Source organism: Mulberry dwarf phytoplasma (assembly GCF_056504655.1).
Genome location: NZ_CM151418.1, coordinates 367,474 through 386,043, shown reverse-complemented (window position 1 = coordinate 386,043; position 18,570 = coordinate 367,474). Strand labels below are relative to the sequence as shown.

Annotated in this window: 10 protein-coding genes; 2 read left to right on the top strand and 8 right to left on the bottom strand. The window is 28.5% G+C overall.

The genetic code is table 11. The features are described 5' to 3' along the window. Window positions 1-164: 164 nt before the first annotated feature. Together JAHGCCOI_RS01920 and JAHGCCOI_RS01915 are read left to right on the top strand one after the other, a co-directional pair. On the top strand, window positions 165-1,544 hold the full coding sequence (locus JAHGCCOI_RS01920; RefSeq protein ID WP_479492248.1) for a TldD/PmbA family protein: 1,380 nt from the start codon (window positions 165-167) through the stop codon (window positions 1,542-1,544). Next, the gene (locus JAHGCCOI_RS01915) at window positions 1,541-2,917 is read left to right on the top strand and encodes a TldD/PmbA family protein (protein ID WP_227806996.1); all 1,377 of its coding nucleotides are present in this window, start codon (window positions 1,541-1,543) and stop codon (window positions 2,915-2,917) included. The genes JAHGCCOI_RS01920 and JAHGCCOI_RS01915 overlap by 4 nt, the downstream gene beginning before the upstream one ends. 155 nt (window positions 2,918-3,072) lie before the next feature. Here the strand turns inward: JAHGCCOI_RS01915 and lon are convergent, their stop codons facing one another. The 8 genes from lon to JAHGCCOI_RS01875 all read right to left on the bottom strand — a co-directional run bounded on the left by lon (window position 3,073) and on the right by JAHGCCOI_RS01875 (window position 18,512). Beyond that, entirely contained in the window at window positions 3,073-5,448 is a 2,376-nt protein-coding gene (lon, locus tag JAHGCCOI_RS01910) for an endopeptidase La (RefSeq protein WP_227806997.1), read from the bottom strand. A gap of 85 nt (window positions 5,449-5,533) precedes the next feature. Beyond that, window positions 5,534-6,826, bottom strand: a complete 1,293-nt coding sequence (gene tig / locus JAHGCCOI_RS01905; RefSeq protein WP_227806998.1) for a trigger factor — start codon at window positions 6,824-6,826, stop codon at window positions 5,534-5,536. 746 nt (window positions 6,827-7,572) lie between these two features. Further along, window positions 7,573-10,491: an excinuclease ABC subunit UvrA gene (gene uvrA, locus JAHGCCOI_RS01900; protein WP_227806999.1), complete on the bottom strand. Its 2,919-nt coding sequence runs from the start codon at window positions 10,489-10,491 to the stop codon at window positions 7,573-7,575. 605 nt (window positions 10,492-11,096) lie between these two features. Continuing rightward, complete coding sequence (locus JAHGCCOI_RS01895; protein ID WP_479492255.1) at window positions 11,097-12,035, bottom strand: IS3 family transposase; 939 nt, start codon at window positions 12,033-12,035, stop codon at window positions 11,097-11,099. Between the two features lie 1,508 nt (window positions 12,036-13,543). Beyond that, a complete protein-coding gene (locus tag JAHGCCOI_RS01890; protein ID WP_479492247.1) occupies window positions 13,544-13,867 on the bottom strand; it encodes a Panacea domain-containing protein in 324 nt (107 codons plus the stop codon). A gap of 218 nt (window positions 13,868-14,085) precedes the next feature. Beyond that, complete coding sequence (locus JAHGCCOI_RS01885; RefSeq protein ID WP_479491976.1) at window positions 14,086-15,789, bottom strand: DpnII family type II restriction endonuclease; 1,704 nt, start codon at window positions 15,787-15,789, stop codon at window positions 14,086-14,088. Window positions 15,790-15,989: 200 nt separating this feature from the next. Further along, entirely contained in the window at window positions 15,990-17,147 is a 1,158-nt protein-coding gene (locus JAHGCCOI_RS01880; RefSeq protein WP_479492246.1) for a DNA-methyltransferase, read from the bottom strand. Window positions 17,148-17,321: 174 nt separating this feature from the next. Then, window positions 17,322-18,512 (bottom strand): hypothetical protein, encoded by a 1,191-nt coding sequence (locus tag JAHGCCOI_RS01875; protein ID WP_479492245.1) that lies wholly within the window; start codon window positions 18,510-18,512, stop codon window positions 17,322-17,324. Window positions 18,513-18,570 lie beyond the last annotated feature (58 nt).

Here is an 18,570-nt window from a genome sequence, read left to right as displayed (position 1 = left end):
TGCTCCTCTTTAATTGTGTATTTTATTATAACATATAAAAACAAACAAATTAACAAAACAATAATAAATTCATTTGGAAAACTTTTATATAATATGCTTAAAAAGCTTAAAAAAATGATAAAATAAAAGAGATTTACAAACAATATAAAGGAGAATATTATTTGATGTTAAATAAAGAAGATATTCAAAAAATTCTAAATTTATCTTTAGATAAGGGAGCTGATTTTGCAGAATTATTTTTTGAAAATGCTTATTCTCATACCCTTAAAGTAATTGGCAAAGATGTAGTTTCTGCTGATACTTCTAATACTTTTGGAGTAGGAATTCGCTTATTAAAAGGCTTTGATGAAGTTTATGGCTATACCAATAAAACTGATTATCAAAATGTTTTATCCTTGCTTTTAAAATTAAAAAAATCTTTTCAAGGAAAAGCAAATAAAGTTATTGCCTTGCAAACCGAAAAACCCCTAAAAAATACTATCCAAAAACCTTATAACAGCATGACTCAAGAACAAAAAGCCCAAAAATTACTTAAATTATCGGCTATTATTCAAAATTATGATCCTCAAATTATTCAATCCATCACCTCTTTAAGCCAAAAAGAACAACATGTTTTAATTGCTAATACTTTAGGAGTTTATCAAAATGACACACGCAATTATATTAGATGTGGGCTTGTAGGAGTTGCACAAAGAGGACAAGAAATGCAAGAAGCCTTTGAAGGTCCTGGACGCGCAATGGGATTGGAATTCTTGGATGTAATTGATTTAGAAACAATTGCCAAACAAGTAGCAAAACAAGCAGTTGCTTTATTAGATGCTAAATCTTTAAAACCTCAAACTATGCCAGTTGTAATTAATCATGGTTTTGGAGGCGTTATTTTCCATGAGGCTTGCGGACATCCCCTTGAAGCTACTGCAGTTGCTAAAGGCCTTTCTCCTTTTTGTAATAAATTAAATCAAAAAGTTGCTTCTGAAGTTGTAACTGCTTATGATGATGGAACTATTAAAGCGTCTTGGGGCAGTCTTAATTTTGATGACGAGGGAAATCCCACCCAAAAAAATCTTTTAATTGAAAAAGGTATCCTTAAAGGTTATTTAATTGATTTTAGAAACGGACGCAAAATGAAGATGCAATCTACCGGTTCTTCACGTAGACAATCTTATAAATACTCTCCTACTTCGCGCATGAATTCCACCTACATCGAAAAAGGCACAGAAACGCCCGAACAAATTATTGCAGATACTCCTTACGGTCTTTATGCTAAAAGTCTAGGTGGTGGAACAGTTGTTCCTGCTACTGGAGAATTTAATTTTGTAGTTAATGAAGGCTATTTAATCGAAAATGGTAAATTAACAACCCATGTTAAAGGAGCGATGTTAATTGGTCATGGAGCAGATATTTTATTTAAAATTGACCGTGTTGCCAATGATTTAGTTTTAGGTCAAGGAATGTGTGGTTCTTGTTCTGGTTCTCTACCAGTTGATGTAGGACAACCCACTATTAGAGTAAAAGAAATGATTGTAGGAGGAAATCAAAAATGATAAAAGACGTAACAAAAACCCCAAAACCCCAAAGCCAAACCACTCACACAAACCCCACTCCTAACAATTATAAAAAATGGTTAGAAAAAGGAATGCAACAAGGTTTTGAAGCATTAGAAATTGCAATTCATGAAAGTCAAACTTTTAAACTATCTTTGGATAAAGGCAAAATAGATGCTTGTGTTTGGAGCGATGTTGCTTCTGCAGTTATAAGAGGTATTTTTGCCAATAAAAAAACTTCTATTGTTTTAGAACATTTAACTGACAGCGCTTTTGATAATGCTTTTGAAACCCTCAAAGAAAATTGCCAAACAATTACTTCTAAAGAACCTGCTCTTATTTTTGAAGGATCTTCCAGTTATCCTGAAGTATTGGAAAATAACTTTGATTTTGGACAAGTTCCATTAGAACAAAAACAAAATTTGTTGTTGCAGTTAGAAAAAACAATGTTGCAAAGTTCCCATTTGCAAGTTACTAATGGCATTATTTACCAAGAAGTTTGTCATAAAAAAACATTATTAAATTCCAAAGGGCTCAATTTATCGCACCAAAACAGCTTTGCTTATTTGTATGCTTCTGCGGTTTTTCAAAAAGAAGGCGAAATTGAAAGTTATGGCAAAAGTATTTTAGCTAAGGATTTTGTAACCTTCAATCCTGTTAAATTAGGTACTGAAATTGTTGAGATGGGCGAAAAAAAATTAGGAGCTAAATCTTTGGTATCTCAAAAATATCCAGTTATTTTTTCTAATGAAATGTTTGCAGACCTTTTGGAAAGTTTCAGCGATATTTTTACTGGTACAAGTGCTTATCGCAACTTAACTAAATTAAAAGATAAAGTTAATTGTTTAATTGCTTCTGAAAAAGTTAGTATTATTGATGATCCTTTAAACGATGGGGCTTATTTTAAAGAAAAATTTGATGATGAAGGAGTAGCTTGCCAAACCAAACCCATTATTACTAAAGGAGTTTTTCAAGGATTTATCCACAACTTAAAAACTGCTCGCATTTTTAAACAAACTCCAACTGGAAACGGTTTTGATGGCGGTACTTCTATGATTAATTGTTATTTGGTGCCTGGCAAAAAAAGTTTTTCAGAAATGATTGAACCTATTCAAAATGGTATTTATATTACTGATTTAGTAGGGATGCATGCAGGAATTAAAACTGTTAGTGGAGATTTTAGCCTACAAGCTAGTGGTTTTAGAATTGAAAAAGGTAAAGTTACAACTCCTGTTAAAATGATTGTTGTTTCTGGTAATTTTTTTGATATTCTTAAAAATGTAGACACCATTGCTAATGATTTTGAATTTCAAACTTCAGGATTTGGTAGTTCTAGCGTTTATGTAGGGGATTTAAATATTGGAGGAAAGTAAATTTTTCTTTGTAAATGATTTTTTGCCCCTTTATTCTTTTGTAATTTTTATCGAAAAAAATAAATATTAAAATAATAATTGAAGTTTTGAAAACTTTTTAATTATGTATAAAAACAAAAAACACCATCTTAAAGATGGTGTTTTTTATATCTTAATCAAACAAATACTTGCGAAAAAACATCAGAAATGTTTGATACAGGAATAATATTTAATTTAGTTCTTACTTCTTCAGGAATATCTTCAATATCTTTGATATTTTCTTGAGGAATAAAAATAGTGTCAAGACCGCTACGATTAGCAGCAATAGCTTTTTCTTTTAAGCCTCCGATAGCTAAAATATTGCCTCGTAAAGTAATTTCTCCTGTCATTCCCAAACCTTTTTTAACATATTTTTGGGTAATTGCAGAGACAAGGGAAGTAGCAATAGTAATTCCAGCTGAAGGACCATCTTTAGGAATGGCTGTTTCTGGAAGATGAATGTGAAAATCGTTTTCTACAAAAATATTGGCATCAATTCCTAAATTTTGACAGTTAGCTTTGATGAAACTTAAAGCAGTATAAGCACTTTCTTTAAGGACTTCTCCTAATTTACCTGTAAGGACTAATTGTCCTTTACCTTTGTAATAAGTAACTTCTACTGGAAGCAAATCGCCTCCAAAATAAGTATAGGCAAGTCCGTTAGTGGAGCCTATTTTTTCTTTTTGTTCATCTAAAAGATGTAGGTATTTTTCTTTACCTAAGTATTTAGTAACGTTTTGAGGAGTAATAATTACTTGTTCTTTTTTGGTAATTAAACATTCTTTAACTGTTTTTCTAGCTAGTTCTGCAAGGATTCTATCTAACTCTCTTACTCCTGCTTCTTTGGTGTAATGTCTAATTAAATAAAGGATAGTATCATTGTCAATAACTAAATTTGTGTCAGTGATTCCGTGATTTTTGAGTTGTTTTTTTAAAAGATATTTAGAAGCAATGTTAATTTTATCTTTTTCAGTGTAAGAACTTACTTCGATAATTTCCATACGGTCTTTTAAAGCTTCGGGAACATTGTCAAGGTAATTGGCAGTGGTGATAAATAATACTTGGGATAAATCAAATGGTTCGGATAAAAAATGATCCATAAAATTAATATTTTGTTGTGGGTCAAGGACTTCTAATAAAGCTGATGCAGGATCAAAGTTATAATTGGCTACTAGTTTGTCAATTTCGTCTAATAAAAAGACAGGATTAACTGTTTTGGCGTCTCTAATGCCTGCAAGAATGCGTCCAGGCATAGCTCCAATATAAGTTCTTCTGTGGCCTCTAATTTCTGATTCTTCTTTTAAACCGCCTAAGGATTGTCTGACAAATTGGCGTCCTAAAGCTTTGGCAATAGAAGAAGCAAGTGAGGTTTTCCCCACTCCTGGAGGACCTACAAGACATAAAATATTTTGAGGGTTTTTCTTAGTCATTATTTTGACTGCTGCATATTCTAAAATACGTTCTTTGACTTTTTCAAGTCCGTAATGTTGGTTATTTAAGGATTTTTCAATGGCAACTAAATCGTTTTCATCTTGGCTGGTTTTGCCCCAAGGTAATTCCAGTAAAAAATCAAGATAATTTTTAATTACAAAAGATTCTGCCATTAAAGATGATGATGATTGGTAACGTGATAATTCTTGTAAAGCTTTTTTTTTGATTTCAGGAGGTAAAGGAGTTTTTTTGATTTTATTGCGCAATTCTGCAATTTCTTCTTCCTTTTTGGCTTTGTCCCCTAATTCTAGTTGAATCGCTTTCATTTTTTCTCTTAAATAAAATTCTTTTTGGTTTTCATCAATACTTTGTTTTACTTTTTCATTGATTTTTTGTTCTAAATCAAATCCTATAAGTAAGCTTTGGATGTCTTGAAGAATATAAAAAATTCTTTTATTAAGGTGAGCTTCTTTAAGGTATTTATATTTATCTAAATCATCGATTTTTAAATTAAAAACAATGATATCAGTGATATTTTCTGTTTCTGGTTCTGTTTTGATGATATCTAAAAAATTATTGGTGTTTTGAACAAGCAGTTGAAAAGGTTTGTCCATAATTTTTTCTATAACTAGCTTGATTAAGGCTTTTTCTTCTTCAACGTTTCCATAAATGGTGTTGACTTTTTCATATGAGGCTTTTAAAAAAGGTTCTTTTTGCAAAAATTTATCAATTTTTACTCTTTGTAAAATGCGAAATCTCACTTTAAAATCGCCGTGAGGGATTTTTACTTTGGTAATTATTTGTGCCAATACACCGTAACGTTGAAGATTAGTTAGTTTGGGTTTGTTGGGTGATAAATCTTTTTGAGTTAAAAGAATAACAAAAGAATTTGCGTTAGTTTCTGATTCTTTTAAAGCTTTTAAATAAGAATTGTCTGATACTTCAATACGAAAATCAACATTTGGAATAGGCATTACTTCGCTGATAACTACAACTGGAAGTTGTTCAGGAATTTCTTGAAAAATATCTTCAAATGCATCCATAGAAAGATCGGATTTTAATTTTTTGCTTTTGGTTTTCATATATTTTCATCCTTTTGATATTTTTTTAACTTTTAAACTTTTTCATTTTTAAGTTGTGGAGTGATTTTTTGGTGGGGTGATAAATTTATTTAGCAACAACAGCTTTATTAATAACAAGTTCTAAGGCTTCATCCATCAAAAGAGAATGTTTTAGGTTTTTTTCAGGAAGGTTTTGTTTGATATGGTTAACTGGAACTTTGTAATGGTTACTTAAGTTTTGGTATTGTTGTTCGATTTTTTCTTGGAAAATAGTTAGTTTTTCTTGGGCTGCAACTTGTTCCATAATAAGTTGATATTGGAGGTTTTTTTGTGCTTGTTGGCTGAATTCTTTTTCCATTTTTTCATCATCAATACCTAAATATTGTTTGTATTGTTCCAAAGTTAAATTTTGTTGTTTTAATTGTGCTTCAAATTCTTTTTGGAGGCGGATTTGTTCTTGGGAAACAATTTCTTGAGGAATTTCTAATTCGGAATTTTTAACTAATTGTTCTATTACTTGTTTTTCAACGTTTTCTTTGTCTTTGTGTTTTTTTTGAGCTAAAAGAGTTTGTTTAGTGTTGTTTTTTAATTCTTCTACGGTTGAAGCATTGGCAAGTTTAAGTGATTTTACCAAATTATCTGTTAGTTGAGGTATTTTTTTAGTTTTGATTTGGTGTAGAGTTACTTTAAAAACAGCTTTTTGATTAGCTAAACTTTTTTGGTGGTAATCGCTTGGAAAAGTGATATTAATGTCTTTGGTTTGTCCTTGTTTCATCCCTAACATTTGGTCTTCAAAACCATGTAAAAATTGACCAGAGCCAATTTCTAAACTAAAATCTTTGGCAGTGCCGCCTTCAAAAGGTTTGCCATCAACAAAGCCTTCAAAATCAAAAATAGCATTGTCTGTTAATTCCAAAAAGTCGTTTTGGGTTTTGGGTTCCAAAGTTATTTGTTTTTCTAATAAGGAATTTATTTTTTCTTCCACTTCACAATCTGTTACTTCAAGATCGTCTTTTGTAATTTCTAACCCTAAATATTTTTTTAAAGTAACTTTAGGTTTAACGATAAATTCCAGTCCGAAAGTAAAATTTTGATTATCTTTAAGTTTTTTTTCGTCTAAATCAATTACTTGAGGCATTCCCATACTTTCGAAATCTTTTTTTTGTAGGACTTCTTGATATTTGGTTTGCACGATATTTTCTAATGCATCGGAGTATAAATTGTCTTTACCGAAACGATTTTCAAAAATTTTTCTTGGAACGTGCCCTTTTCTAAAACCTTTAATTTCTACTTTTGGTTTAATTTTTTCATAAGCACTAGCCAGTTGGGTTTCTAATTCCTTTGAAGAAACTTCAAAAAAATATTGTACTTTTTGATCGTTGATTTTTTTAATTTCCATTTTTAATACCTTTTCCTTTTTGGGTTGTTGGGGTTTGTTTTATGTTTTGGGGTGTTATTTATTTTGATTATGAAGCATCAATAAAAACTAAAAAATATTTTTGTTGGGGGGGTTATTTGGTTTGATTGGTGCAAATAGTTGCAAATAATTATGAGTTTTTTCATTTATATATTGATTATATAAGCAAATTCCAATTAAATTAGTGTTAATTGTTTTTTGGGGAAACAAGTTGGGTTTTTGCTTTTTTGTTTTACAATTTGGCAACTAATTTATAATTAAGTTTTTTTAACTAAATTAAAAGTTGTTTTTTGGGTTCGCGAGTTTATTTAGTTTAATTTTTTAGCTTTTTTTAATTCATTTAATCTTTTTTATAAATATTTTGTGGTAGAAAAATAATTGTCATTTATAAATTTTGTAATTGTGTAAATTACTTTTCTTTCCTACTATTTATTATACCATAATAACTAAATATTTCTTGAAATTATTAGTAATTTTTGCTTTCTGATTAAATGGTTTTTTGGTGAGGTTGTAATTAAAATATTTTTTTGTAGAAGGATAAAATATTTCCTAAAATTGTTTGGTTGGTGTGAGTTTAAAAGTGGTTTTTGTTTTTGCCCATTTTGCAATTTTACTTAAATATTAGTTTTTTAAATTGTTAAATTGATTTTAATTAGTCCAATGTTTAGGATGTAGTTAGTTGGGATTTATCTAAATTAAAAGTTTGATTGCATCTTTAAATTTTGGATTTATTTTTCTTCGTTAAGAATCTTTTTTAAATATTTACCAGTATAACTTTTTTCATTTTGGCTTACTTGTTCTGGGGTTCCTGTTGCAACTACATATCCGCCACAAGCTCCTCCTTCAGGACCTAAATCAATGATATAATCAGCATTTTTAATTACATCTAAATTATGTTCAATTACAACAATAGTAGCTTTTTGATCTGTCATTTGATGAAGAACTTTAAGCAATTGTCTAACGTCTTCTGAATGAAGTCCTGTGGTAGGTTCATCTAAAATATACAAAGCACCTGGAATAACTTTTTTGTGTAGTTCGCTTGCTAATTTAACTCGTTGGGCTTCTCCTCCGGATAAAGTTGGCGAGGACTGTCCTAATTTAATGTAGCCAAGCCCTACATTTTGTAAAATTTCTAATTGATGTTTAATTTTGGGATGATTTTGGAAAAATAAAACCCCTTCTTCAACACTCATAGCAAGAATATCTGCAATAGTTTTATCTTTGTATTTGATGCTTAAAGTTTCTTTTTGATAACGAGTTCCTTTACAAGCTTCGCACATAACATAGACATCTGGTAAAAAATGCATAGATATTTTTTTAACTCCATCGCCACTACAAGCCTCACATCTACCGCCTTTAACGTTAAAAGAAAAACGCCCTTTTTGATAACCTTTCATTTGGGCTTCTTTAGTTTTGGAGTAAAGTTCTCTAATTTCATCAAAAACACCAGTATAAGTAAGGGGATTGCTGCGAGGAGTTTTACCAATTGGGTCTTGTGAAATTTCAACTATTTTTTTGACTTTGTTAAAATCGTTTACTAAATGACTAAAATCTTTTTGTTGAGTTTTGTTTTTTTTGCTGTATTTTTGTTGTAAACAATCAAGTAAAACATCATTTACTAAAGTAGATTTTCCCGAACCAGAAACGCCTGTAACTACAATTAATTGTTGCATAGGAAAGCAAACATCAATTGATTTAAGATTATTTTTAGAAGCTTTGGTAACTAAAATATGATCTTTATTGCCTTTTCTTCTAGTTTTGGGAAATGTAATTTGGATTTGTTTAGATAAGTATTTTCCTGTAAGGCTGTTTTTGTTTTGCATTACTTCTTGGGGTGTGCCAAAAGCTTGTACTTTCCCTCCCAAAATGCCTGCTTGAGGACCAATATCAATTAAATAATCAGAGGCAAGCATTGTATCATGATCGTGTTCTACTACAATTAAAGAATTGCTTAAATCTCGCATTTTTTGAAGTGATTTAATTAAAAGATCGTTGTCTTTTTGGTGCAATCCAATGGAAGGTTCATCAAGGACATAAAGTACTCCTGAAAGTTGGGAGCCAATTTGAGTAGCAAGTCTAATTCTTTGTGCTTCTCCTCCCGAAAGAGTTGCTCCACTGCGCGATAAAGAAAGATATCCTAACCCAATTTCTTGTAAAAAAGTAAGACGATTAATAACTTCTTTGAGAGCTAAATTAATAATTTTTGTCTCTTCGTTGGACAATTCTAAATTTTGGAAAAAAGCAAGGGTTTGTTCAATTGATAAATCAGTTATTTCATAAATATTTTTATTATTAATTTTAAAAAGTAAAGCCCCTTGATTAAGTCTTTGTCCTTGGCATGTTTTGCATTTTTTTTCCATCATATAATTAGAAAGCCATTTTTTGAGCCATTCGCTGGTTGTTTCTTCAAAACGTCTTTTAAGCATAGAAGCTATACCTTCAAAAAAATCATATTTAGGAGTTTTGGTGGTGGTATTTTTGGAAAAACGAGAAAAACGCAAAGGAGGCGTTAAAGGAATTTGGTCAGGTGAACCATAAAGAATAATATTTAGTTTTTGGGGATCTATTTTTTTTAAAGGAACAGTCATATCAATTTGATAATGATTGCATACAGCTTTTAATTCTTGTTCTTTGCTAGCAAAATTATTATATTCATTATTACTTTTAAAAATTAAAATTGCACCTTTATTTAATGGTTTTTCATAATCTAGAATCATATCGCAATCAATTTCTGCTGTTTTTCCAATCCCTTTACAACTTTGGCAAGCTCCTAAAGGAGTATTAAATGAAAAAAGTCTTGATTCGCGCAAGGGAATATCAAAATTAATGCCTTCTAAATGATAATTGCAATTTAGTTTTAATATTTGATGGTTTTTATTGTTGTTTTCATTCTTATTACTATCATTACTATTTTTACTTTGATAATTCATAATAAAAACTTTTCCTTGAGCTAAATTTAGAGCTTGTTCTAAGGCTTCAAAAAGACGAGTTTGATTATCTGAATTAACTTCAAAACGATCAATTACTACATAAATATTATGATATTGATTTTTTGATAAAGAAGGAATCTCACCCATTAAATAAATAGTATCATTAATCATTACTCTATTAAAACCATCTTTGGCAAGAGCTTCTAAGGTTTTTTGATGGGTACCTTTTTTTCTTTCAATTATAGGAGCAAGAATTAATATTAGTTGCTTGGAAAATATTTGATTAGTTTTAGTAATCATTTGTTCTTTGGTTTGTTTTTCTAAGACAATATTTTTTTCAGGATGAAAAGGAACTGCAATATTGGCATAAATTAATCTTAAATAATCATATATTTCTGTAATAGTTCCCACAGTAGAACGAGGATTATTAGAAGTTGTTTTTTGGTCAATACTAATAGAAGGACTCAAACCTTCAATACTATCTACATCAGGTTTTTCAAAACTACCTAAAAATTGTCTAGCATAAGCACTTAATGATTCTACATACCTTCTTTTTCCTTCTTGATATAAAGTATCAAAAGCTAAAGAAGATTTGCCAGAACCTGATAATCCTGTTATAATAACTAATTTATTTTTGGGAATATCAATATTAATATTTTTTAAATTATTTTGACGAGCTCCGCGAACTTTAATAAATTGATGTTTATTGGTTTTCATTTTAATTCCTTTAATATATTCCTTTATATTTATATCGGCTTATATATATTATTTATAAATAATAATTTCTTTGTTAATTATAACAAAAAAGATTAGCAAAAAGTAATAAAAGATAAGAAAATGATATAAAAGATGAGAAAAGTAATGGAAAATGAGCAAAAAACTTGCAAAAAAAAGAGTAAAATAAAGGTAAGGGAGTTTTTTATTCCCTGAAAACTAAAAGGAGAAAGGAGAGTAAAGGGATGTTTTTTTGGTATGTATGCACTGTTCCGTTTTTTTAGACACTTTTTTATTTCAAAATTACTCTTTAAGACTTAAAATTAAATAGATAATTTCATATCTTTTCAAACTAACAAAGTAATTTCATTACACTTAAAAAGTGTCTAATGTTTTTTAATAATTTGCTAGTTTCAAAAGATATTTTTTTTAAATATTTTATCCCTACATTATATATATAGGCCGAAAAAACGAAAAAGTTGCTATAAAAACAACATGGGTTTCATTTTTTTACACAATAATGCGGAGTTTTTGATTTTTATAGAAAAAAATGTACAACAAAACAACCTTTTTCCAAAGGTTATAAGTTTATATATTATTAACAAATATTATCTATTTTGCAAATACTGTAAGGGAGATAAATTGTTTAATTTAGTTAATAACCATTTATTATTCCAAAAAGAAGGGAATTGGTTGATAATTTTTTTGATTTTACTTGGTGTTTTTTGGAATAAAAAGGGATGTTGGTTGGATAAAATACTTTTCATCTGGCCAAAAAGATTTTCAATGACAGCGTTATCACGTGGGGTTGCTTTACGAGACATACTAATTAAAAACCCTTTTTTAGTTAAAACTTTTTGTACTTTTAGAGATTGATAAACTTTACCTTGGTCTGAATGAATAATACAAGGGTTTTTTAAAGTAGGGATTTTTTTGATTGTATTTAAAATTAATTCTTTATTTTGTCGGTTTGAAGTGTGGGAGGCAATAATTTGATTATTAAAAGAATCAATAATACACGAAAAATAAATAAATCCTTGGGGAGTGGGAAAATAAGTAATATCGGTAAATAGTTTTTTCATGGGTTGGGAGGTAGTAAAGTTTTGATTAATTAAATTTGGGACTACTTTGAGGTTAGATTCTAAATTTTTATAATAATATTTATTTTTTTTAGGCCTTAACTTACAACAAATATTATTTTCTTTCATGATAAGATAAACTTTTTTCTTAGTAATAAATTCATTAAAAATTTCTTGGTATAAATCAGTAGTTTTACGATGACCGTAAAAATATTCATGTTGTAAACATAAAGTTTGAATACGTTGTTGTTGCAAAAAATGTTTTGTTTCTTTTAATTTTAACTTTTTTTCAATTTTTAGCCAATAATAATAAGTACTTCGATTAATACGAATTGTTTTTAAAATGGTAGTTAAATTGAGATCTTTGACAAATTGTTTAACCAGTTTCAAAACTATTTTTTTATTAATAGTTTGAATGTGAGAAACCATATTTTGTAATAATTTTAATTTTTTCTTTAATTTTTGCATCATTAACCCCAAATATCTTAATATTTTTTATTCATTACAAAAATAATTATAACTAAAAAATGCATTAAAAATTAATTTTAAAATATATTTATTAAATTATTATATAATATGATTAGTATTCTAAGACGAGCAGAGCGAACTAGGCGGCCAGCCGAAGTACATTCCATCCATTAATCACCCCCTTTCTTATGAAGTCCCCTTTGGGGATTTAGGGGGTATTTTAATTTGACCGTTAAATTTTTTAATTTGACGGGCACCTGGTTAGATAATATATTTTATCTAAACATTATATGTCATGATATAATATAATAAATTTATTATTTATAATTAAATATAAAAACCTATCAAGGGTTTTTATATTTAATTATTATCTTTTAAAATATTAGGTTAACCCGAATTAAGTATTATCTATCACAACCCAATTCAAAACAGCCTTGGAGGGCTTTTTGAATTGGTGTTTATGTTTACCCACGGGTTAACCTAATAAGAAGGATGTACAATATATATATAGGCCGAAAAAACGAAAAAGTTGCTATAAAAACGACATGGTTTTCATTTTTTTACACAATAATGCGGAGTTTTTGATTTTAGGCTATTTTTGTTAGGTAATTACAGAGTAAAATGGCAAATTCCTCACCATAAACCCTAGCGATTTTGTCTGGAAGAGACAAAAAAATGAAAAAAAGTTGTCAAAAAACGATCAAAAAAATCTCCCTTAAAAATAAAAAAATGACCCCTCATTTGAGGGGGTCTAAATTAGGTTAAAAAAATGATCCGTTTAAATTTATGCCAAAATTGTAAAAATTAAAAGTAAGTGTTTTCCTAAGTTTTTGAGGACTGCTTTTTCATTAAATTGAATTTAAGGGGGGTCTAAATCAAGACTAGTAATAACCCTAATTGGATTTAAATCAAAGCGAGAGGGGCAAAATAATGCGTTTAAGAGGCATTTGGGATTTTGTAGCTTTCAATTTTTAACCACTTTTAGGTTCTGCTTAATCCGCCATTCTTTCGTTTGGCTGACCGACCGTATGACTTAGCGGAATAATCAAGTCCGTGGCAATTGGTTAGGCTGCTGTAATTAAGCGTGTATTTGCTCCCAATTTGTAATAATAGTTCCGTAGATGTCGTTTTTTCAATCTCGGGGTTGATATTAATAATATAAATATTTTTTTAATTCACTGTTTTTTTAAAATCTTTCTTAGCTTACGATGCTTATAAACTAATTTTTGATTTTTATCATAATTTAAATTGCATTGCCCTTTTTAGAATAATATTTTAAAATAACTTCATTCGTAATAGAATTTAAATTCCAATCTTTTGAGATAAAACAATTACACCATGGTGATAGATCTTTATGAGTTAATTTAACTAAAAAACTTGAAGTTCGGCTTCCGTATCGCTTTAATATATGATTTATTATTTTTTTTGTTCAGAAGTAAAACAATCTTCTTTAAAATTTTCTTTTATTTGATCACTTTTTTGAAATCCAGAAGTATAAGATAAAGTTTTTAATATAACTTTGGGGAAACAGGACCATACTCCCATGCTTCGAAATCATTAGGAAATAATTCTTTTTTATAATCTACATAATACTTACAATAAACTAAAAAAACCAACTTTTGAAGTTTCATTTTAGTATAATCACTTTTATTTTGATAATTAATAATATATTGTGCTACATCTAGGATATCAATTTGAGTTTGTTTTTGCATTGCTTGCCCCTTTTTATAATAATTTTGCATATTGGTATTATAACACAATTGTTTAATTAACCCTAATTCTTTTTTTAATTTATTAAGTTGCTTCAATAGTTTTTTAATTTGATATTTCATTTCATTCTCCTTACTTTATTTTTTGATGAACTTTTTTGTTGTAATCAATTTGTTGGGTATTAAATAAAAAAAGGTTCCTCTTAAAGGAACCTTTTTATGGTATTAAATGTGTTTGGTGTTTTTTAAAAATAGTTTTATTCAATTACAAAATATAATTATAATGTTTGTTGTAAAAATTAATCTTAATGGGTGTGTGTTTAATTTATTAGATCGATGAGTTAAAAAATACAATTTTGTTTTATTTTTTTTAAAAATTCTTGAAAACGATGGATATTGAATAAAACATTGGTTTCCGTTAAGGTTTTTTCCAACAAAGATGCGTTTTTTTTCAAACCTGGACCTTCTATCACATAAATAAATTGAATATTTTTGAATTTATTGATAGTTTTACTAAATTCTACCAAACGTTTTAATTCGCTATTAATTTTGGAGCCTGAAGTGTTAAAAAAACTACATTCTAAAAGATAATTTATATTATTATGTTTAAAAACAAAATCCACTCTTTTTGTTTCTTTTAATTCAACACCTTTTAAAATGTCTGTTAAAAGAACTTCTTCTTGAAAATTGAAATTATTTGTTTTTAAAAGAGTTTTAATTAAATTAGGCAACAAAACTCCTGATTTATTTTTTCTTGAGTTAGAATCCAACCCCACCAAAACCCCAAAAATATAATCTTTAATATTTTGATTAAAATTTGAATTTACAAAAACATTAGTTAGAAGTTTTGATTCTTTAATAAAATTAATGACAACTTCTTTATCTTGGTGGTCAAAAGTAATTTCTTGGTTTTGGTTGTTAAAATAAATAAATTTTTCGTTTTTCGCAAAACGATTGTTAGCTAATAATATTGGCAAAAATTCAAAAGTATTTGATAATTCTTGCCATTGCAATTCAAATTTATCATAAAATTCTTGCTCAGTTTTGGATTTAAGTTTATTCCATTTTTTAATAATTTCTTCATTTTGGTTTATAAAATGATTAACTTTTTCCCACGAAACATAATCCTTTAAAAAATAAGATGTAGATTTTAACTCTTTGAAAAACAATAAATTATTTATTTGTTTAATTTGGTCATCTCTTAATGTAAAATTCGTAATAATTGTTTCGTAGGTGTTATTTTTCCGATTGCAGCTTTGGGAATTGATAAAACGATTAACAGGAATTCTTATAAAATTAAAATCTTTGTATAAGTGGTTAATTAATTGGGTGTCGTGATTAGTTAAAACCCATTTAACTCCTCTTAAATGAGCTGCTTTTAAAGATTCAAACAATTCTTTTTGGTTTGTTTGATTAAAAGGGGATGCATTATAGCTGTTAAAAGTTTGAGTATCTGAATCATAAGGAGGATCACAAAACAATAAATCATTTTTTTGTGTTTGAGCAACTATTGTTGCGTAATCTTGGTTTTGGATTTTAATTTCATTCTTTTTTAAGAATAATGTGATATTTTTAAGATTAGATTCGTTAATGATAGTTGATAAACAAACATCATTTTTTCCATTAAACGGAGAGTTAAATTGATTTTTAGAATTAACACGATAAAGACCATTAAAACAAGTTTTATTAAGAAAAATAAAGCGAGCAGTTTTTGAAATATTATCCAACGAAGAGGTTTTTTGGTCGCGCAATTGATAATAAAAATCTTTTTTTTCTAATTTTAAACGTTTAATATATGTTTTTAATAAATTAACAACATCACGAGATTGTGATTTTAAAGTATGCCAAGCAGTTATCAATTCTTCATTAATATCAGACAAAACAGCTTTTTGAGGTTCCAAACTAAAAAATACACTCCCACCTCCTAAAAAAGGTTCAAAATAAGTTTCATATTTAACATTCATAACAACTTTCAAAAAAGGCCAAAGTTGGGTTTTTCCACCCGCCCATTTGACAAATGGTTTTAGTTTTAATGTATTTGACATTTTGATAACCTCTTTCTTGTTTTTTTAACTAATTTTTCTACAACTTAAAATTTTAAGATAAATAGAGGCATTTACCCTACTTAAATTGAAATTAGTTATATAAACTATCCTAATTATACCTCAAATCATAACAATAACATGAAAATTTTGATTAACTCTTTAATAAAATATATTATTAACATCCAAAGTTGCGGTTTAATTTATACACTTTTTAATACTTCCTTAATTAACATCACATAATCAGGGTTTATTTCAATCCCAATATAATTTAGATTTTTCTTTTTAGCAACTAAACATTCTGAACCTGAACCAGCAAAAGGAATTAAAACATTACCTTTTTGATTTTTCATAATCACTGAATCAATTAAATTAGTAGTTAACATTTGGGGTTTTTGAGTAGGATGAATAATAGTTTGATGAGGTTTTTGATGATTTTTTAGTTCTTTAGAACTAAAAATTTTACAATCACAAGTTTTACATAAAAAGAACCGTTCTTTTAATCCTGCACCACCTGCTAAAGCGGGAACTTTAATGATATCACGTGGGAGAGCTCCTTTTTCGTTTACGCGATACAAAGTTTCAGAATTACCAAAACGTCCTAAAGTACCAATTCTTTTTTTTCCATCACACTTCAAAAAATTGGAGGTATAAGGTTCTCTAATTTGATCGATATTAATTTCAGGTTTTTTGTTATTCCAAAGACATAAAATTGATTCATAAGAACGTTGCCAAAAATTACAAGAAGGCATGTTTTTATTAGTATAATGCCAAGCTAAAATTCTTTGTTTTTCGTAAGGAAATTGAGCCGCAACCCGAGCTAAAATTTCGGGATAACCATACATATAAAAAATACCATCTGGAGTCAATAATTTAAGGCATTGTTGAATCCAGTCCAAAGACCATTTTAAATACCCATCTATTTCTAACAAATCGCGGTTATTACCAAAATTTTTACCAATATTATAAGGTGGGTCAGCGATAACAATATTGAATTTAATATTTTGAAGTTGTGGTAAAAACTCACAAACATCGCCTAAAATAATATGAGAAAAAGAATCAATTTTATCAATAAAATTCGTTTTATTTGTTAAAATATTATTTTGAAATTTTACTATATCGATATGTGGATATTCAATTTCAAGTTGATTAATTATTTTTTTTAAGTCTGTATCGTAATTTTTAGGAATAGATTGTTGTTTTTCCCAATGTTTGATAGTACCTTTATGGACTTGGAAATAATTTAACATAAAATCTAAACCTTTGATTTTTTTGATACTTAAAAATGCATCAAAAGAAGTCATATTTTTCATTTTTTTACCCTTCTTTCTTCTTAAATGTTGTATCATAGTTTGTTTCAATTTTAACTTATAACTCCTTTTTTATTTATCCCTCAGTTGGGGTGATTTCATAGAGGGAGTTTAGTTTAGAAATAATTTAATTTTTGCATCATTAACCCCAATTATCTTAATATTTTTTTGATTTTAACAAAAACCCCCAAAATGAAAAAAGACCTTCATTATAAGGTCTTAATATCAATTAATATTTATTTCTTTAGGTTTATTTGGTGGCGGAGTGGTGTGATAAAAATTACAAAAAGTAATGTTTTCGCCAACACAGTTAAACCCATCAACGTACCAACTACCGTACCAATTACCCCAGAAAACTCCTGGATTATAATGATATTGACAACTTTCCCCATTTTGATTATAAATGCCCCTTGATGAACAACCAAATTTATCTCTTATTTCTACAGATGAATAAGAAATGCCAGGTTTAATGTAACATTGGTCTAACCAATTAACATATTTAGAATAATAATTATTAAAAATACAAAATTTTGGTTCTGCATCACAACAAGAAATAATAAATTTTTCCTTTTCGGTTTCAAAAATATTTTTGAAACCCCCAACCCCACACGATAGAGTGTGTTTTTTAATTGAATTTATCAAAAACGAAGACTCTATTATGGGACCAGTTCCGTGTACAAATTCACCTTCATAATCAAATAAATTATTATCTCTTTTCCATGTTCGAATGGCTTGGTAAGGATCAATAGCATCAGGTAATTCGATGCTTTTAATTCTTTTTTGAGTATTGAAAGAAAAAAGATAGATGTTTTTGGCGCCATTGGAGAGTTCCAATAAATCATCAATGCCGTAATTTTGTTCGGGGAGGAGGCGAATTCCATCATCAAAATACATAGCCTCAATTTTTAAACCATTCCAATCATCTGATGGCAAAGGCGCTACCAAGTCCGTATCAGGGGTTATGTTATAACAACCTAATTTAATTAGTTTGGGTTTTTGGATGATTTTCTGTTGGATTAAGTAAGCATTAATCACTTCTTCTTTACTTTGGTCAACAAAAATATTAGAGATGATTACTTCCACATTGACCTTTTCTTCCTGAGTTTTTTGTTGAGCATCCCAAAATACGAAAGCTTCTTCAATAGCTATTTCGTATTTTAAAAGATCTTCTAAGGTGTGTTTTTTGTTTGCAGCAGGATATTTAATTTTAAAGGGATTAGAGCGGGGTTTAAAATAGACATCCATGAGTCCTTCTGGCGGATCTTTGATATGCCAGTAAAAAATACTATCATTGTTAGAATTATAAGAAGGGGTGTTAAAGTTATCATATGCGACAACATCACTTTTAATCCCAGCATATTTTAAAATTTCAGGAATACTTTCTTTGGATAAAACGCTGATATCATACCTTTTCATTTTAGGTTGGAAGGTTAACCACTCTTCTTGAAGGGTTTTATAATCAGCTAGTTTTATA

Bases quoted from the DNA above. Each gene is read 5' to 3' on its own strand.
- JAHGCCOI_RS01920 (WP_479492248.1), top strand. From the start codon at position 165: ATGTTAAATAAAGAAGATATTCAAAAAATTCTAAATTTATCTTTAGAT.
- JAHGCCOI_RS01915 (WP_227806996.1), top strand. From the start codon at position 1,541: ATGATAAAAGACGTAACAAAAACCCCAAAACCCCAAAGCCAAACCACT.
- lon (WP_227806997.1), bottom strand. From the start codon at position 5,448: ATGAAAACCAAAAGCAAAAAATTAAAATCCGATCTTTCTATGGATGCA.
- tig (WP_227806998.1), bottom strand. From the start codon at position 6,826: ATGGAAATTAAAAAAATCAACGATCAAAAAGTACAATATTTTTTTGAA.
- uvrA (WP_227806999.1), bottom strand. From the start codon at position 10,491: ATGAAAACCAATAAACATCAATTTATTAAAGTTCGCGGAGCTCGTCAA.
- JAHGCCOI_RS01895 (WP_479492255.1), bottom strand. From the start codon at position 12,035: ATGCAAAAATTAAAGAAAAAATTAAAATTATTACAAAATATGGTTTCT.
- JAHGCCOI_RS01890 (WP_479492247.1), bottom strand. From the start codon at position 13,867: ATGAAATATCAAATTAAAAAACTATTGAAGCAACTTAATAAATTAAAA.
- JAHGCCOI_RS01885 (WP_479491976.1), bottom strand. From the start codon at position 15,789: ATGTCAAATACATTAAAACTAAAACCATTTGTCAAATGGGCGGGTGGA.
- JAHGCCOI_RS01875 (WP_479492245.1), bottom strand. From the start codon at position 18,512: ATGAAAAGGTATGATATCAGCGTTTTATCCAAAGAAAGTATTCCTGAA.